14 protein-coding genes and 1 pseudogene are annotated in these 17963 nt (G+C 34.9%); 13 read left to right on the top strand and 2 right to left on the bottom strand.

The window, feature by feature from the left end; all coding sequences use genetic code 11:
- The 13 genes and pseudogenes from A3SG_RS0105440 (at window position 1) to A3SG_RS19185 (ending at window position 15219) form a co-directional block, all read left to right on the top strand.
- Window positions 1–885: a hypothetical protein gene (locus A3SG_RS0105440; RefSeq protein WP_232226280.1), complete on the top strand. Its 885-nt coding sequence runs from the start codon at window positions 1–3 to the stop codon at window positions 883–885.
- A gap of 38 nt (window positions 886–923) precedes the next feature.
- The gene (locus tag A3SG_RS0105435) at window positions 924–2315 is read left to right on the top strand and encodes a hypothetical protein (protein WP_016989009.1); all 1392 of its coding nucleotides are present in this window, start codon (window positions 924–926) and stop codon (window positions 2313–2315) included.
- The gene (locus tag A3SG_RS0105430; protein ID WP_029596627.1) at window positions 2306–3388 is read left to right on the top strand and encodes a glycosyltransferase family 4 protein; all 1083 of its coding nucleotides are present in this window, start codon (window positions 2306–2308) and stop codon (window positions 3386–3388) included. Before A3SG_RS0105435 ends, A3SG_RS0105430 begins: the two co-directional genes overlap by 10 nt.
- 19 nt (window positions 3389–3407) lie before the next feature.
- Window positions 3408–4837, top strand: a pseudogene (locus A3SG_RS19195) (MBOAT family O-acyltransferase).
- 332 nt (window positions 4838–5169) lie between these two features.
- The gene (locus A3SG_RS0105420) at window positions 5170–6324 is read left to right on the top strand and encodes a glycosyltransferase family 4 protein (RefSeq protein WP_016989007.1); all 1155 of its coding nucleotides are present in this window, start codon (window positions 5170–5172) and stop codon (window positions 6322–6324) included.
- A 135-nt stretch (window positions 6325–6459) separates the two neighbouring features.
- Window positions 6460–7131 (top strand): FkbM family methyltransferase, encoded by a 672-nt coding sequence (locus A3SG_RS0105415; RefSeq protein ID WP_232226279.1) that lies wholly within the window; start codon window positions 6460–6462, stop codon window positions 7129–7131.
- A gap of 4 nt (window positions 7132–7135) precedes the next feature.
- Complete coding sequence (locus A3SG_RS0105410) at window positions 7136–8674, top strand: glycosyltransferase family 2 protein (protein WP_016989005.1); 1539 nt, start codon at window positions 7136–7138, stop codon at window positions 8672–8674.
- The gene (locus A3SG_RS0105405; protein ID WP_016989004.1) at window positions 8674–9678 is read left to right on the top strand and encodes a glycosyltransferase family 2 protein; all 1005 of its coding nucleotides are present in this window, start codon (window positions 8674–8676) and stop codon (window positions 9676–9678) included. Before A3SG_RS0105410 ends, A3SG_RS0105405 begins: the two co-directional genes overlap by 1 nt.
- Window positions 9675–10307 (top strand): hypothetical protein, encoded by a 633-nt coding sequence (locus tag A3SG_RS22910; protein WP_316945182.1) that lies wholly within the window; start codon window positions 9675–9677, stop codon window positions 10305–10307. The genes A3SG_RS0105405 and A3SG_RS22910 overlap by 4 nt, the downstream gene beginning before the upstream one ends.
- Before the next feature lie 7 nt (window positions 10308–10314).
- Window positions 10315–10794 carry a glycosyltransferase gene (locus tag A3SG_RS22905; RefSeq protein WP_316945181.1) on the top strand — a complete coding sequence of 160 codons (480 nt, stop codon included), beginning with the start codon at window positions 10315–10317 and terminating at the stop codon, window positions 10792–10794.
- Window positions 10791–11867, top strand: coding sequence for a glycosyltransferase (locus A3SG_RS0105395; RefSeq protein WP_016989003.1), 1077 nt, complete (start codon window positions 10791–10793; stop codon window positions 11865–11867). The genes A3SG_RS22905 and A3SG_RS0105395 overlap by 4 nt, the downstream gene beginning before the upstream one ends.
- Window positions 11864–13225 carry an O-antigen ligase family protein gene (locus tag A3SG_RS0105390; RefSeq protein WP_016989002.1) on the top strand — a complete coding sequence of 454 codons (1362 nt, stop codon included), beginning with the start codon at window positions 11864–11866 and terminating at the stop codon, window positions 13223–13225. Before A3SG_RS0105395 ends, A3SG_RS0105390 begins: the two co-directional genes overlap by 4 nt.
- Before the next feature lie 710 nt (window positions 13226–13935).
- On the top strand, window positions 13936–15219 hold the full coding sequence (locus tag A3SG_RS19185; RefSeq protein WP_316945180.1) for an exopolysaccharide biosynthesis polyprenyl glycosylphosphotransferase: 1284 nt from the start codon (window positions 13936–13938) through the stop codon (window positions 15217–15219).
- Between the two features lie 298 nt (window positions 15220–15517).
- On the opposite strand, the gene A3SG_RS0105375 is transcribed toward A3SG_RS19185, so the two are convergent.
- Together A3SG_RS0105375 and A3SG_RS0105370 are read right to left on the bottom strand one after the other, a co-directional pair.
- A complete protein-coding gene (locus A3SG_RS0105375) occupies window positions 15518–16657 on the bottom strand; it encodes a DUF4105 domain-containing protein (protein ID WP_029596626.1) in 1140 nt (379 codons plus the stop codon).
- 225 nt (window positions 16658–16882) lie between these two features.
- Complete coding sequence (locus A3SG_RS0105370) at window positions 16883–17869, bottom strand: PorV/PorQ family protein (RefSeq protein ID WP_016988998.1); 987 nt, start codon at window positions 17867–17869, stop codon at window positions 16883–16885.
- Window positions 17870–17963: the final 94 nt, after the last annotated feature.

Raw genomic sequence — 17963 nt, 5'->3', positions numbered from 1 at the left:
ATGAATAAATTTATTAAATATTGTTTTATTGGGTTATTCACGATATTGATATCAATGTCAATATTAGACTATGTATACACTTCAATATATGAGAAATCATGTCCTAGAACTAAATTTCAATTTTTAAGAAGTTTGAAAGACAAACAAATAGACTATCTTTTTATTGGTTCGTCAAGAGTAGAAAATAGTATTGTGCCTTCACTAATAACTAAAAGAACAAACAAAGAAGTTGCTAATCTAGGTTTTCAGGCTGCCAAAATGATTGATATTTATACGATATTACAGCTGGTAAAAAAATACAATATTCATTTTGAAAAGATATTTATTCAAATCGACTATAATTACAATTTAATAGGAGGAAACTCAGCAATGTTTCAATATCAAATGACGCCTTTTGTAAGGGAAAATGATATAAATAAGGTCTATTCTGATAATCATTCTACAAATGCTTTTGCAACTTATTATGTGCCTTTTTATAGGTATTGCTCTAATGATTTAAAAATTGGGTTTAGAGAGGTGTTTGCTAATGTAATTAATAAAAGAACACGAATGGTTCAACAAAAAGGGTATGAAGCTATGCATGGAAGTTCAAATGACCTAGGAGGAGGTTTGCCAAATACCATTATTGATAGTAATCGGACGTTTGATAATATTAAATTATTTTGTAAAAATAATAATATTGATGTGGAATATTATACTGCTCCATTTTCCAAATCTACTAAAAATATAGATTTTATTTCAAAATTAAAAATAAAGATACCAGAATTACAAGATTTTTCAGGTGCTATTGATGATGATAAATTATTTGTTAATTACAGTCATTTAAATAATGATGGAGCGAAGCAATTTGCTAAAATTTTTATTAACAAGTTATTGATAAAGTAAACTGTATAATCATAGACAATTCTAATTTAATAGAGTAAATGAAAAAACTAGGTGTAGTAATCACAGACGGTGTGGGGTTTAGGAATTTTATTCTAAGTGATTTCTTGCTTGAGGTTGAAAAATATTTTGATGAGGTAGTTATTTTGTCTTGTTTGCCTGCTGAAAACTATTCAGATTATGTTACAAAGTCTAGAATTATCGAGCTGCCAGTTTTTATTGAAAAATTCCCAACGTGGTTTTTTAGAAAAGCAAAAGAGGTGGCGCATTTGCGATTGCATAAAAACGATAATTTTGGAATATTAGATAATTATGAAGGAAATAAGACCAAAGCCAAAACAGCCCGAGGTTTTGCGACTCGATTTATTTTTCGATTTACATCTGTTTTTCATTCTGAAAAATGGATTCAATGGTACGAGAAATGTCAGCAATGGAGTTTTAAGAATCATGAAGTAACTCTTGGGTACAAGAAAATGCTACAAAAGGAAGGTTTTGATTTGCTATTTTTCACCCATCAAAGACCTCCATTTATTGCCCCTTTGGCTTATGAAGCAACACAACTGCAACTAAAAACGGCCTCTTTTATTTTTAGTTGGGATAATTTGGCGTCGAAAGGAAGGATGGCTGCTAACTTCAATTATTTTTTGGTCTGGAGTGATTTGATGAAAAGTGAATTATTACATTTTTACACAGCATTAAAAGATTCAGCTATTGAAGTAGTGGGTGCGCCACAATTTGAACCCTATGTCTTGGAACGATACCAATCTACCAAACAAAAATTTACTGCCAAATTTGATTTAAATCCATCAAAAAAAATAATTTGTTTTAGTTGTGGCGATATATCCACCAGTAAAAATGATGAATTGTATATTTCAACGATTGCTAATGCTATACTTCAGGTAAAAATACCCAATGTTGAACTATTGATTAGGACCTCTCCTGCTGAAGATTCAATTCGATTTAAGGCTATAGCTAAAGAATTTCCTTTTATCAAATGGAATTATCCTCAATGGAGTTTATCTAGAAAAGGGCATCAGGAGGAATGGTCTCAGCGTGTTCCCTCTGTTGAAGATGTTATTGACTTACGTAGTGTTTTAGAATTTTCAGACTTGAATATCAATATGCTCTCGACGATGAGTTTAGATTTTATGCAATTTTACAAGCCTGTTATCAATACTGTTTTTGGGACTAATGAAAACGGTCTCTATGATGATCAGCGTTTTTTGAGTTATACTCATCTTATTAATGTGGTGAATAGTGAAGCTACAAAAATTGCTAAAAATGAGAAGGAGTTATTGGAGTATATCAATTGGTATTTAGATAATATTTATTTGGATGCAAAAAACAGAGAGAATCTATTAAAAATGCAAGTTTCAAAACCATTGCAAGGCACAGGAAAGCGAATAGCTGAAACATTATTAAAATGGGCATAGTGTCAAGAAAAATAGCCCTAGTTTGTAATTACGAACTCTTGCCAGAACGGGTAGGAGGCATGGATCATTTTTTCTGGTTGTTTGACAAAAAATGCAGGGAAAATGACATTCAGATTGATTGGTTTTTTCCAAATATGGCCAGTCATGGAGGCTATTCTAAACTAGCAATAATAGAAGCCAAAAACCAAAATTTAGAAACTTATTTCTTGCAAAGCTGTAAAAAAAATAGATTGGCTTATACTCACATTATCACACATTTTGTAGAACTCTGTACGCCTTTTTTCTATAAATTAAAACAAGCGTCTAATGCTGAAATTATCGTGGTAGACCACAATCCAAGACCATTGTATGGGTATCCATTTAAGAAAAGGGTAGAAAAAAAAATAAAGGGGCTCTTGTTTTCACGATATATTAATTTATTTGTAGGTGTTTCTAATTATACGGTGAATGAACTTTGGAAAGATTTTGGCAATCACTTGAAGTCTAAAAGTATTATAATTTACAATGGAGTTCTCATTGAGGGCATAAAAGTACGAACGGACAGGAATTATAAGAAACCCAGTTTTCTGGTGGTTTCGCATTTAAGGGAATCGAAAGGAATTCAAGACTTAATTGATGCCGTTGCCTTGTTGCCAACAGCCATTAAAAATGAACTACAAATAGCTGTTTATGGAGATGGGCCTTATAAAGAGGTTTTACTCCAAAGAACTCTAACTAAGCAAGTAGAGCATAGTTTCATATTTATGGGGAGTAAACCCAATTTGAATGAAATATTCTGCCAATATGATTACATGATACAACCCACCCATATGGAGTGTTTCAGTCTTTCGATATTGGAAAGTTTAGCCGCAAATGTGCCTGTGATTACTACCAATGTTGGTGGAAATGAAGAAGCAATTGCAGATGGAGAAAATGGTTTTATTTATGTAGTAAAAAAGAGTCGTAGTCTTAGCGAAATACTTATAAATGTATATTTAGGCGATCAAAAAATTAGCACTAATACCAGAGGATTAATAGAAGATTCTTTTTCCTTAGAGAAAATGGTCCACAATCATTTTAATTTGATTCAATAAAAGTTTATAAGTATTATTTATGTTTTTCAACTCATTTGCTTTTGCCTTATTTCTACCAATTGTTTTTATTTTATATTGGTTTGTATTTAATAAAACCAAAAGTAGCCAGAATACACTCCTTATTGTTGCCAGTTATTATTTTTACTCTTGTTGGGATTGGCGTTTCCTTTTTTTACTGGTATTCTCGACCGTCTTAGATTATTATACCGCCCTACAAATCGAAAAAGGAAGAACTGAAAAGGGGAGAAAATTTTGGTTTTGGTTGAGTATCATCGTTAATCTAGGTTTTCTTTCAGTCTTTAAATATTACAATTTTTTCGCATCTTCATTTTCGGAAATGTTGCAATCTGTAGGGATACAATCCAGTCCGTTATTGTTAAATGTGATTCTCCCAGTGGGGATTTCGTTTTATACTTTCCATGGTTTGTCCTATGTGATTGATATTTATTACAAACGCATCAAGGCCGAAAAAAACTTCGTCGATTACTCGCTATTTGTATGTTATTTTCCGCTATTGGTTGCAGGTCCCATTGAAAGAGCCACACATTTATTACCCCAAGTAAAAATAAAAAGAGACTTTAATTTTAGCCAAGCCAAGGAAGGCGTATACCTAATCATATGGGGCTTATTAAAAAAGGTAGTAATTGCAGATACTTGCGCTACTTATGCCAATGCGATTTTTGATCATTATGAATCCATGAATTCTTTATCGTTAATTTTGGGTACGGTCTACTTTGCTTTTCAGATTTACGGGGATTTTTCGGGTTATTCGGATATGGCTTTGGGTATGTCGAAGTTATTTGGATTAGATTTGTTGCGTAATTTTAATTTCCCCTATTTTTCCCGTGATATTGCCGAGTTTTGGCGGAGATGGCATATTTCCCTGTCTTCCTGGTTTCGGGATTATGTGTATATTCCCCTAGGCGGCAGTAAAGTTAGCAAGTGGGGACAAGTACGGAATGTATTTGTGATCTTCTTATTAAGTGGTTTTTGGCATGGCGCTAATTGGACCTATATAGCCTGGGGTTTTATCAATGCCATGTATTTCTTGCCCTTACTGTTACTTAAAAAAAACCGAACCCATATAGATACTATTTGTATTGGAAGTGGAGTTCGCTCAAAGTAATACTAAATATCCCGGTCACTTTCTCATTGACATGCTTGGCATGGGTATTTTTTAGGGCGAAATCAATTACTATAGCAGTTGAATATATTCAACGTATTTTTACCAATCTTGAATTTATTCCACAATTTTTGGAACATGAGCGATACAGCTACGAATTATTACTAATGATTTTTGTTTTTATTTTAGTCGAATGGAATAGTAGAAATAAGATTGAACCTATTTCTGGAAAACAGGAAAATATAAAGTTGGCATTGTGTCTCTTGACGATTATCACATTAGGAACCTATTCAGATTATCAAGAATTTATTTATTTTCAATTTTAATGATTAAAATAATTGACTTGGTAGCCAAATAGCTTTGATACTTTCAGATTATATCTATATTATATTAGGGCTTTTTTCGTCGAGGAAAAATTGATGATGTATAAGATTCAAAAGTGAATGAGCGATATTTAAAGTTCATTTAATGTTATAATTAATGGAAGGGTATAGATTTAATATAAGGAATGTAATTATTGAAATTGATCAGGAGTGGTGTTATGAGGATAGGTCCGAAGCTATGTCTGCAAAAGTTTTATTCTTTTAGAAATAGGAATGATAGAGGAGTATGAAGGTTACAGCATGTTTTATAAAAGATTTTTAATTTTACAAAAAAAATGAAAATAACGTTTTTGACATCAGAATATCCTCATGCCAGAACAGGAAGCTCCGGAGGCATTGGTACTAGTATAAAAAACTTGGCTTTGGGATTGATTCAGGAAGGTCATGAAGCTCGAGTATTAGTCTATGGGCAAAAAGTGGAAACCATTTTTGACGATAATGGAGTTTTAATTCAGCAAATTAAAAACGTTAAAGTGAAAGGGCTCTCTTGGTATTTTACCCGGAAAAAGCTGGAGAAAATAATAAATCAATTATTCGATACAAAGCAAGTTGATATTGTAGAAGCAGCAGATTGGACCGGGATTACCTCTTTTATACGACCCAAATATTGTCCAGTGGTGATTCGACTCAACGGTTCTGACACATATTTTTGTCATTTAGATCAGCGTCCTGTAAAATGGATTAATAAATTTCACGAAGGAAGATCACTACAAAAAGCCGATGCCTTACTATCAGTTAGTCAATTCACAGCTGATTTAACCAACGAAGTGTTCGGATTGCAAAAGGATTTTAGTATTATTCCGAATTCGATAGATATTCGTTTGTTTAATGAAAGCGACAAGAATAATAAGCCAGACAATAATAATATCCTATACTTCGGCAGTCTAATCCGAAAAAAAGGATTGCTGGAACTGCCGTTCATTTTCAATGAAGTGGTTCTTAAAAATCCCGAAGCAACATTAATCTTAGTGGGCAGGGATGTTCCCGATGTGATCTCTGGGAATCCTTCCACATGGCAAATGATGCAGCAATTGTTCACACCAGCAGCTTTGCGACAAGTAAGCTATTTGGGCAGCGTACCCTATCAGGAGATAAAAACTCATATTAATGAAGCTTCATTATGTGTTTTTCCTACATTTGCCGAGGCCTTACCCGTTTCTTGGATCGAAGCGATGGCGATGAGGAAGCCAATTGTGGCTTCAAACATAGGTTGGGCTTCCGAAGTAATTGATAATGGAGTCAATGGCTTTTTGGTCCATCCCACAGATCATATCGGATATGCGATTCGAATTTTGGAACTATTGGAAAATAAGGATTTGCAAAAACAGTTTGGTATACAAGCGAGGAAAAAAGTAGTTGAAAAATTTAGTATAGAAGTAGTGGCAAAACAGAGCTTGGATTTTTATACTAGTGTAATTGAATCAAAATGAATAAAAGGATAAAAAAAATTAATTAGTAAGCTGATTCCTAAAGGTGACGCCAAAGAGAGATTAAAGTTATTGTATTATCGTTTGAATAAACCTAAACAAACGAAATATGAACTTATAAGTAAAAATGCGAACCAGGTGCTTTATAAAACAACCTTCAAAGGCTTGTCTATGATTACTAATGAAGCCCTTTATTTTGTAGTGCCTGATTTTAATTATTACCAGCATTTTTATAAAGTAAAAAAGGGTGATGTCATTGTTGATGCTGGAGCAAATTGTGGACATTTATCCGTTTTATTTTCAAAATTGATTGGAGCAGATGGAATCGTATATGCGTTTGAACCCGACAAGTTTAATATTAAGAGAATAATTAGTAATATAGAATTAAATAAGGAGCTTACAGAAAATATAGTAATTAAAGAATTGATGTTGTGGAATGAAAATATGTTGGTCGATTTTTATGAAGCAGGAACAGTAGGCTCTTCTGCTGTTTGGATACCAGATACGAACAATTGTGTAAAGAAAGAGGCGGTGCGGATTGATGACTGGGTTGTGAAAAATAGTATTAATAAACTTGATTTTATAAAAATGGATATAGAAGGTGCCGAAATTGAAGCCTTAGATGGATGCGTGCAAACCATTCAAAACTTGAAACCAAATTTTGCGATTGCCTCTTATCATGTTGTAAACGGTGAACAGACCTATATCAAGGTAGAGGAGTTTTTCAAGAAAATCAATTATCCCTTTAAAACGGTACGATTTAGAAAGAATGAAATCATTACTTTCGCAGGAGAGTCAATACTAAATTAATTAAATGCTACTAATTTATCATGATTATCATAAGGTAACCGCAGTAACGAATGCAGAAGCTGTTAACATTGACAAAGCCAGTAAGGTATCCATAAGCAATTTTTTGCTTCTAGTAGCCAAAGAATATCCGGATTCTCTTTTAATTTGGTGTCATGAAAGTGCAAAAGAACAGTTAAATATTTCGGAAATTCCGAAACTATTTCATCATAATAAATTATTGTTATCCTACAATTCTTGTGATACTCCATTTTTAGATAAAGGAATTGGTTATGTTGACGAATCTCCATTTATACGAGTCAATAAAAAGGTGCCCTATGCAACATGGCAAATGAGTGGTTTTGTGGGAGGAATGCATGCTTCGGTTTTATTGGCTTTGAAATCAGAAATTTCTTTTGAGAAAGATTTTGATTATTTTTTATCTTCTTTAGCAAAGCTGGGTATGAGAGAAGGACTAGTGTGTTATTCAGAACCAGGTCTTTTAATACATAATCAAGCGGGGGTCGCAGTGAAAGAGACTAAATACAAACTTTTTAGATTTGTAAAACAACATTATAAAACGCGATGGGTTTTTATATTGTTGTTGAATTTTATGATTTACGAACGAAGGCTCCTGCTGCTTCCGTTCTTTCGTTCTTTCTTTTATAAAAAGAGAGGTAAAAACAAAATAAATTTTGATTGTATCAAGGTGCAATCTCAGAAAGAAAGTATTGGTAAAAAAACGTTAGATGTAATTATTCCTACTATTGGCAGAAAAAAATATTTATACGATATTTTGTGTGATTTAAAATCACAAACTCTCCCGCCGAAAAATGTTATTATTGTAGAGCAAAATCCAGATGAAGCAAGTAAATCAGAATTAGATTATTTGACTAATGAAAGTTGGCCGTTTGTTATAAAACATACTTTTACCCATCAATCAGGAGCCTGTAATGCACGTAATATTGCTTTAGAGCATATTACAAGTGATTGGGTTTTTTTTGCCGATGATGATATTAGAATTACAACTTCTTTTATTCGCAAAGTATTTGTAGCAATTGATAATCTTGGTGTAAAGGCCGTTTCAATAAGGTGTTCCCAGAAAAAAGAACGTAAAAATGAAAAGGTGGTTTTTCAATGGATGACCTTTGGAGCAGGTTGTAGTTTTGTGTTTGCCCAAAGTTTGAAGGATTGTAAATTTAACATGGGGTACGAATTTGGTTTTGGTGAAGACGGTGATTTTGGGATGCAATTGCGAAAGCAAGGATGCGATATTTTATATTTACCAGAGCCTGGTATTCTACATTTAAAAGCTCCCGTTGGAGGTTTTAGAACAAAGCCTATGTTGCAATGGCATGAAGAAGATGTTCAACCAAAACCCGCTCCAACAATAATGCTGTATCAGATTTTGAACAATACAACAGAACAAATTAGAGGCTATAAAACAATACTTTTTTTTAAGTACTATAAGCACCAAAAAATTAAAAACCCAATTCTTTATTGGGTAAATTTTAGAAAACAATGGAATCAAAGTGTATTTTGGGCAACTCAACTAAATAATTGGTAATGAAATTGTCTCTTGTTATATGTACCTACATGCGCCCACAGCCTTTGCTGAAATTGTTGCTTTCAATTCAACAACAAATAGTTTATCCCGATGAAATATTAATTATAGATGGCTCTAAAAACGAGGAGACTCAGCAGCTTTTAAAAATAAATAAATTTAAAAACGTTCAGTACTTTTTAGTCCCAGATTGCATTAGAGGCTTAACTAAACAAAGGAATTATGGTATTACTAAAGTGGCAACCGATAGTGAAATTGTTGCTTTTTTGGATGATGATACGGAATTAACTAAAAATTATTTTGAAGAACTAATAAAAACTTTTGAGAACAAGCCTGAAGTTTCAGGAGTTGGAGGAGTGGCTGTAAATGAAAATGCCTGGCGTTTAATTAATCCAAATATAAAATACGAGAAGAACCGTTATTTTGAGTTTGGGGATTATGTATATAAAGAAGGACAACGTAATGTGCTTCGCAATTATTTAGGATTGCAATCCAATTTAGGGCCAGGAAGAATGCCTGATTATTCACATGGAAGAACCTGCGGATTCCCTTTGAACGGCAAAACCTATGAGGTTGATTTATTAGTAGGAATGTCTTTTGCCTTTCGGAAGAAAGTTTTCGATAGCATACAATTTTCGAATTATTTTGAAGGTTACGGCCTTTATGAAGATGCTGATTTTTGTATTCGAGCATTACAATTTGGAAATAATGTAATAAATACTAAAGTACAATTAAACCATTTCCATAATGCTTCCGGACGACCTAATCAATACCGATATGGTAAAATGGTCGTGCGTAACGGCTGGTATGTGTGGCGAACTAAAAACCCCAAACCAGTGTTGAATGCAAAACTAAAATGGCATTCGATTACTATATTATTGACATGGATTCGTTTTAGTAATACCTTTACGACAAATAGTAAAAAAGGAGCTTTTACCGAAGCCGTGGGGAGAACTGTGGGATGGTGGAGTTTATTGTTTGATAAACCAATAATCAAAAAACAATGATTTTTGCTATCATTACTCATGTTCCTCACCTCTTTGAAGGGAATCAATATTTTGCTTACGCTCCATATGTTCGCGAAATGAATATTTGGACAAAGCAGGTGGAGAAACTCATTATTGTTGCACCAAAATCTACTTTCCTCAAGTCGGCTATAGAATGTGCTTATGAGCACCTCAATATTGAATTCATTGCCATTGAAAATTTTGATATTTTAAGGTTGAAAAATCTATTTAGAGCTGTTTTTAAAACCCCTAAAATTAGTTGGCAAATATTTCAAGCTATGAAAAAAGCGGATCACATTCATTTGCGCTGTCCTGGCAATATTGGTTTACTTGGATGTTTTGTTCAAATCCTCTTTCCTCAAAAAAACAAAACTGCGAAATATGCCGGCAATTGGGACCCTAAATCTAAACAACCTTGGACTTACAAAATGCAAAAGTGGATATTGAGTAATACATTCCTAACCAGGAACATACATGTTTTAGTATATGGGGAATGGGAAGGAAGTTCTAAAAATATAAAGCCTTTTTTTACCGCTTCTTATAAAGAAGCGGATAAAGTTCCATTAGTTCAAAAAGGATTAAAAGGTAAAATAGTATTTTATTTTTGTCGGAGCATTGGTACAGGGTAAAAATCCATTGTATGCGATACAATTATTCGAGCTATTACAAACGAAAGGATATGATGCTTGTTTAGATTTGTATGGGGAAGGAATAGAACGAAATAGATTAGAGGACTACATTAAGATTAATAATTTAGGAAATAATATTAAGTTAAAAGGGAATCAGTCTAAGGAGGTGATGCAAAAAGCCTATCAATGGAGCCATTTTGTTGTTTTGCCTTCTGAAAGTGAGGGCTGGCCAAAAGCAATAGCCGAAGGCATGTTTTGGGGTTGTGTTCCTTTGGCTACTGCCGTATCCTGTGTGCCGTTTATGTTGGATCAGGGTAAAAGAGGCATGTTGTTAGAAATGAATTTAGAAAAAGATGTACTGCAACTAGAAACCCTTTTGAATAATCAGGCGCTTTTCAATACTGTGCAAAAGAGGGGAGCGGATTGGTCCAGAAAATACACCGTTGATGTGTTTGAAGAAGAGATAAAAAAACTATTGCGATCATGAGGATTATCCAAATCATAGATTCACTCGAAGCCGGTGGTGCCGAGCGTTTGGCGGTGAACTATGCAAATGCACTTACAAACTATATAGCGTTTTCGGGCTTGGTAGCAACCAGAAAAGAAGGTCCCTTGCTGTCGCATTTGGATGATAAGGTAAATTATCTTTTTTTAAATAAGAAAAGCAGTGTGGATTTTAAAGCGATATTCGCTTTAAGAAGGTATGTAGTAGAGAATAAAATCGATGTAGTTCATGCGCACAGCAGCTCTTTTTTCGTAGCTTTTTTATTAAAGCTAGTTTGTCCTTCGACAAAAATACTATGGCACGATCATTACGGGGACAGTGAGTTTTTGAATGAAAGACCTACATTTATTTTTAGAATGACCCTTCCTTTTTTTGATGGAGTGATTAGTGTAAATCAAAAACTGCAACAGTGGGCAGAACAGAAGTTACATTGTAAGCACACTATTTATTTCCCCAATTTCGCATCTAAAGAAAATGATATTGATACACATACTTTTTTGAAGGGAATTGAGGGAAAACGGATTGTCTGTCTTGCTAATTTAAGACCGCAAAAAAATCATTTTCTTTTATTGAAAGTAGCGAAGAAACTTCAAGAAGCACATCCAGATTGGACTTTTCATTTGGTCGGGAAAGATTTTGAGGATGACTATTCAGCTGAAATTAAGAAGTTAGTTGTCGATTACGGTCTGAAAGATCAGGTCTTTTTGTATGGTAGTAGAAATGATATTGAAAATATAGTAGAACAAGCCACTATTTGTGTTTTAACATCTAGATCAGAGGGGTTACCCGTTGCCTTGCTTGAATACGGAAGGGGTAAAAAACCAGTGGTAGTCACCGCTGTTGGGGAAGTAACTGCAGTGATTCAAGATGGGAAAAATGGTTTTATAGTCCCGCAAAACGAAGAGTTATTTTATGTGGCTCTTGTAAAGTTGATAGCAAACGAAATGCTTCGCCGCGATTTTGGCGAAGCAATTTATACCACAGTTTCGAAGAACTATTCAGAAGAAGGGGCTATAAAACACTATTTAAACTGGTTGCAAAAGCATTGTAAATGAAAAAAGAAGAACAGTCCTATCTGTATTTAGTTGTACTTCATGTAGCCATTGGAATTGCGATTTATTTATTGCCTTTCACCGCCAAACTATATGGATACGCTATGTTTATTTTGGGAGTCTATTATGTAATAAAAACTCAAAATAGAAATAATGAAGCCTTAATGGCGGCCGCTTATATAGCAGGAGCTGAAGTGCTATTAAGAATGACAGGTGGTAATGTCAGCTATGAATTTTCGAAGTATGGAGTAATGCTATTCATTTTATTGGGGATGTATTTTAGCGGCTTCTCGAAAGGGGCCACTCCCTATTGGTTTTTTTTAGTATTATTAGTTCCCGGTGTTGTTATTTCAAGCTTTGTTTTGAATTTTGATACTAATATCAGGACAACAATTGCCTTTAATATTTCTGGTCCCGTATGTTTGGCGGTTGCCTCTTTGTATACCTATCGACGGAAAATTACATTGGAGCAGATGAATTCAATGTTATTGTGTATTGGGTTGCCTATTTTAAGTTGTGCGGTGTATCTCACCTTGTATACTCCAAATATCCGGGATGTCATTACAGGTACTCAATCTAATTTTGAAACTTCTGGGGGCTTTGGACCCAATCAGGTGGCCACTTTTTTAGGATTAGGGATGTTTATATTTTTTTCTCGGATTATATTAGAATCGAGATCGAAATTCTTGTTACTACTAAATTTGATTATAGTGCTAAATATTAGTTATAGAGGAATAGTTACCTTTTCTCGAGGGGGGATGATTACCGGGTTTTTGATGATTGTTCTCTTGTTATCCTTTTTGTATTTTAAATCTAATTTTAGGGGAAGGGTAAAGTTAAATTATATTGTTGTGGTAATTGCTATGGCAATGATGGTTACTTGGACTTATACCTCATTTCAGACCGGAGGGTTGATCAATAAAAGGTATGCCAATCAGGATGCCCAAGGAAGAGAAAAAGCAAGTAAGTTTACCGGAAGAGGGGATATAGCCGCAACTGAAATTGATATGTTTTTGGACAATCCTGTTTTTGGTGTTGGAGTTGCCAAAGGAGCTGAAGTTCGTGAAGTAGAAACTGGGAATTTTGCAGTGTCTCACGATGAAATTACACGGATGCTCGCGGAGCATGGTTCTTTTGGCATCGTTGGGTTATTGATTCTGTTTATTACCCCATTAGTATTGTATCTGGAAAATAAGTTCAACTTATTTTTATTGTGTTTTTTGGCGTTCTGGTTTTTAACAATCAATCATGCTGCAATGCGAACGGCCTTACCTGCTTTTGTCTATTCCCTGTCTTTATTGAATGTTCAAGGCTTACCTGATAAAAAGAAGCTAGTAGAAGCAAGGCAAAACAGTTCTTAATCAACACCATTGCGTTTATGTATTAAGTATTGTTAGGCTTGTCTTGTTTAAAAAAAAAGAATTACGTTTAACTAAAGTACTATCAAAATCTATCTTATGTCTTTGTTCGGTGTCGAGATCAGCAGTTAGACAGTAGTCCAAAATCACAGGCTGTTGCCGTTTTATACTTCGTTCGAATAGGCTCGCGTTTTCGGTTGCTGTGGCGTCCTTTTATTTGCGTTACTATTAGATCATCATAAATCGTACTGCTGTGCTTATAGCAGAATTCCACTTTTATAAAGAATTATAAAATAGTAGTTAGCGGCGATACTTTAGGCTTTCGAAAAAGAGAAAAGGACCTTGAACCTAGTTAGGTGTTATGTCTCGAACGACGGCGTAGGTTTTCTGCTGTAGATTACTTCGTCTTTACCAGACTGCATCTGAAGACAAGGAATTAAATAATTTTTAAAATTAATGAATCTGTGGGAATCCTCTCAAAATCACTCCGTATGCGCTGCCTTGTGTAGTTAATTATAGTATAGTGTTGTATTATTTTTTTATTAGATTTATATCAATTGCTGAACTAAAACACTAAATTGCGGTAGAATAACAAGAACAATGTCAAAAAAGAAAATAGCATTTTGAAATCTCAGAGCGGAAAATGATTCTTCGTCTCTTTGATGTTATTTTTGTTTTAGTTCGCTTTGTATTGGGTTGGTCATTTTTTCGATTTGGACTATCTGGAAGCGGCGGTCACCAACCGTTATTGGGTTCTTTTTTTGATGATTTATATCAGTGTTTTTGGGGCTATTTTTGAAATGTACAACCTGCAGGTTGCCAGTAACGAATTTCAAGTCTTAAAAAGCACAATATTGACGGTTTCCACTACGGTTTTAGTCTATTTATTGACTCCCATTTTCTCACCGGAGCTTCCCGATAATCGGCTGCAAATTTTAGTTTTCTACGTAGTTATTTTTACGACCTTACTTTTATGGAGGCTGTTTTATGTTCGCTTTCTAGCCAGCAACCGTTTTCTTCAGAATGCGGTATTGATTTGTGATCCCTATCAAGTGGAAGAATTGATCCTTGGATTGGAAAATATTGACCCACATTATAAAGTCATTGGCTATGTAAGCGCAGGTACCACTGAAAGTATTGATTTTAACTACCATCATTATGTGGAACAGATAAACAAAAATGATTTGGCTTCTTTTGTCAATAGAAACAGTATTTCCGAAATTGTAATTGCCTCAGAAGAGACCACCGGAATTACTGGTGAATTGTACCAGCAATTACTCCAGATGTTAGAATCCGGGAAGCTAATTCGAGAATACACACAGGTGTACGAAAGCAAAACGCATCGCATACCAGTGCAATATATCGCAAGAGATTTTTATCGTTTTTTTCCGTTTAGCCGCAACAATCATAATAAACTATATTTAGTAATTGTTCGTTTTTTTGAAATCGGGCTATCAATAATTGGTTTGTGGTGCTGTTTGTTTTTCATGCCCTTTATCTTAGTAGGAAATGCTATCAATAATAAAGGAAAATTATTCTATACCCAGGAGCGCGTTGGTAAGGACGGGGTCGTATTCTCCATTTTTAAATTCAGGAGTATGCGGGATAGTTCAGAAAGTAACGGAGCTGTTTTTTCGACAAATGGGGATACCAGAGTAAGCGCATTCGGAAAGTTCCTGCGTAAGACCCGCATCGACGAGTTTCCCCAATTCCTAAATGTCTTGAAGGGCGATATGGCAGTGGTGGGTCCACGTCCCGAGCGTCCTTTTTTTGTAAAAGAAATTTCTGAAGTAATGCCGTTCTATGAGACCAGGCACATTATAAAGCCGGGACTTACCGGCTGGGCACAAGTTAATTATTCTTATGGAGCATCAATAGATGACAGCCTGATTAAACTGCAATACGATCTGTATTACATCAAACACAGAAGCTTTTATCTGGATTTGAATATTGCGCTAAAAACCATTACAACGGTATTGTTCTACAGAGGGCAGTAGGATATTATTTATAGCCATTGGTTATTATTCTTTCTAGTGTTTCTCGACGTGATTTTAAAATAGTTAATAAAAGTTTATAAATCACGCGAACGGATAGATTAGTTTTTCCGTCTATGACAGAAGTTCTTGACGTACTTCAGCTTCTTTTTTCGATATTCTACTGATTTGCATAACCACTGTCGTCACTTCGAGTGTTTCAAAATTTTTATTTTGAAATGTATCGAGAAGGCTTAGCATAGGTATTAATTCTCAAAATAGTTTTGGGATAAATCGAGATGCATTTTTGTCTTACTTTGCCTTAGATGATAATCGGAATTTTCCTTCTGTTTTTTAATGCTAGTTTCACCAAGACTACAGCACTCGTAATAAGAAGAGGGGATACAATCAGTAAATGGGCTTTGTTGATCATCATAAATAAGTATACCACTAAGGAAAGTAAGTTGAATAAAGAGAGATTGTAGATCCATCTCTTGTTATCTGCATACCAAAAATAAAGCAGCACCAGTAAGGCGGGATTGAATAATAAGATGTTGTAATTGTATCCCAACTCGTGATGGCTCGAATAAAATCCAACAAAGAAAAAGAACAACCCTAACATCCCCATTAGCAAAAAGTAGATTTGGTTTATTATTTTGCGATTCATAAGGAGGATGAATCCAAGAAGAAGGCCGTAAGTATAGAAATTATTCCACCAAGAGCTAGGAGGGGTTTCATTAAAGGCGAGAAGGGTTTTGTTTTCCTTGGCCAGCAGCTGCTTGTTGAATTGCACTGTTTTTAAGCTTTTATTCAATTCGAAAGGCAAAAAGATTTGAGTCCCTAATTGATCTACTTTTTTTCCAAAAATAATGCTGGTCCCCAGTTTTTCATAAAAATGACCATCAAAATAAGGATATAATATGGATCTGTAAGTGATGTCGGTATCCGTATTTTTTACGATAGCGGTAGTATCTAATGTTTTGTTGATAATATCCACTACCATCGAGGTGCAGTTTTTATCTATAAATTTATAGGTGTAATGGCTTTCTCCAGACGCCAAAGAAGTATTCAGGTTATCAAACAGCTTTTGTTTAAGATTACCGGGAATATCGAGTTCCTGCTCGTAAACGGATCGTCTTTCATAGGTATAGTCGTTTATGAAATCAGTGTACGGGTGGGTAACGGCAAAATATTGCAGGTCGCCTTTTATGAATTTAGCGACAAAGTTAGGCGTGTTAAAGTCAAAGGCACCGTAATTATAAACAAGATCTATAAATTGGTCTGGGTCGCTGATTCGGATGGCCGTATGTCCAAAAAGAGAATAGGATTCATTTCCGGTTCCGCAAGTCAATACACTGACACGAGCATTTTCTGATAATATGGGAGTTTGTCCAAAGCCAAAGTTCATTTTGGCGATGAGCAACAGGGAGAGAACTATTTTTTTTAATAATGAGGAATTCATTTGATATACTGTTATGATAAATGTGTGACTATTTTTTGACTAAATTGGCTTTTGCCTTGATGCACCTTAAAAAGAGTTCTCAATATCTCAGGCTAAAAAGCGTGACACGTGAACTGCCGTTTTCAACACTGTATTTCTCTAATCGATGGCGTTCATATTGAATGTACTTCGCGCATCTGTTTACCTACTTCGTGAATCTTTGCGTTATAGTTGTAAATAAATTATTTAATTCCTAAACAGCGCCAAATCCACTTTTAACGAAAATATATTCGAATACAAAGCAGCGCTTTGATTCCCTAAATCAGTTAAGGCATAATCCACTTGGATGCCTTTGTATTTGAAACCCAATCCGATATTGGGTTGGAAGCCTACTTTTTCTGTACTGTCCAACTGTTCGATATTTTGGAAATTGCCCACTCCGGCACGTACAAAAACAAGATCCGTATATCCAAATTCGAATCCTAAAGCGGGATCAATACTCACAAAATCGGAAGAAAATAAATCATTGGTTTTGGCTAAGCGCATATTGACATTGGCTGCAGCCATAATACTGTAGTCATAGCGTATGATAAATTTTTTAGACACTCCCAGTTGTGCCTTAGGAGCAGTAATTTCTGTGCTTTCGGGTAGTTCTTGGTTCTGTCCCGGTACCGCATTGGCAATTTTTTGATATTCTTTTTCGTCTATGTTCCAGACATTATAGGTGGTGGTGATGTCGCGAACCATTAATCCGAATTTCCAATCCTTTTTTTCAAATTGAAGTCCGACATCAAATCCAAATCCCCAGGAATCGGCAAATTTCCCTATAATCCTTCTTATTATTTTTGCATTAACTCCATATTGAAATCCGGGAACGGGTAATTTTCGAGCATAAGAAAAGGTAAAACCATAATCAGCAGTAGAAAAAAGACTGATGCGATTGTAATCGATGTTCCCCTGACTGTCTATCAACTCTGTAGTGTTCAAAATATCATCGACCCCAAAACGGATTAGCGAAATACCCCAGGCACTGCGGTCGTCAATGGGACTTGCGTACCCTATGTAATCGTATTGGGCTATATTTGCAAAATAATTGGCGTGCATCAAAGACAATTGGTGATCTTCTAATTGGGTGAGTCCTGCAGGGTTCCAGTAGCCCGAATTCACATCGGCAGTCGAAGCCGTGACTACGTTTGCCATCCCTAAGGCTGCCGCATCGACTCCAATATTCATAAACTCATTGGAATATTTTCTAACGGCTTGCCCGTAATTTACGCCACAAACCAAAAGAAATAAAAAGAATTGAATTTTTTTCAATCGTACTGTT

Origin of the sequence: Flavobacterium sp. ACAM 123 (assembly GCF_000264055.1) — a bacterium.
In the GTDB taxonomy this organism is placed as follows: domain Bacteria; phylum Bacteroidota; class Bacteroidia; order Flavobacteriales; family Flavobacteriaceae; genus Flavobacterium.
The sequence above is the reverse complement of the archived record's forward strand: the minus strand, read 5'-3'. Positions and strand labels throughout refer to the sequence as shown.

Bases quoted from the DNA above. Each gene is read 5' to 3' on its own strand.
- A3SG_RS0105440 (WP_232226280.1), top strand. From the start codon at position 1: ATGAATAAATTTATTAAATATTGTTTTATTGGGTTATTCACGATATTG.
- A3SG_RS0105435 (WP_016989009.1), top strand. From the start codon at position 924: ATGAAAAAACTAGGTGTAGTAATCACAGACGGTGTGGGGTTTAGGAAT.
- A3SG_RS0105430 (WP_029596627.1), top strand. From the start codon at position 2,306: ATGGGCATAGTGTCAAGAAAAATAGCCCTAGTTTGTAATTACGAACTC.
- A3SG_RS0105420 (WP_016989007.1), top strand. From the start codon at position 5,170: ATGAAAATAACGTTTTTGACATCAGAATATCCTCATGCCAGAACAGGA.
- A3SG_RS0105410 (WP_016989005.1), top strand. From the start codon at position 7,136: ATGCTACTAATTTATCATGATTATCATAAGGTAACCGCAGTAACGAAT.
- A3SG_RS0105405 (WP_016989004.1), top strand. From the start codon at position 8,674: ATGAAATTGTCTCTTGTTATATGTACCTACATGCGCCCACAGCCTTTG.
- A3SG_RS22910 (WP_316945182.1), top strand. From the start codon at position 9,675: ATGATTTTTGCTATCATTACTCATGTTCCTCACCTCTTTGAAGGGAAT.
- A3SG_RS0105395 (WP_016989003.1), top strand. From the start codon at position 10,791: ATGAGGATTATCCAAATCATAGATTCACTCGAAGCCGGTGGTGCCGAG.
- A3SG_RS0105390 (WP_016989002.1), top strand. From the start codon at position 11,864: ATGAAAAAAGAAGAACAGTCCTATCTGTATTTAGTTGTACTTCATGTA.
- A3SG_RS0105375 (WP_029596626.1), bottom strand. From the start codon at position 16,657: ATGAATTCCTCATTATTAAAAAAAATAGTTCTCTCCCTGTTGCTCATC.
- A3SG_RS0105370 (WP_016988998.1), bottom strand. From the start codon at position 17,869: ATGAATATTGGAGTCGATGCGGCAGCCTTAGGGATGGCAAACGTAGTC.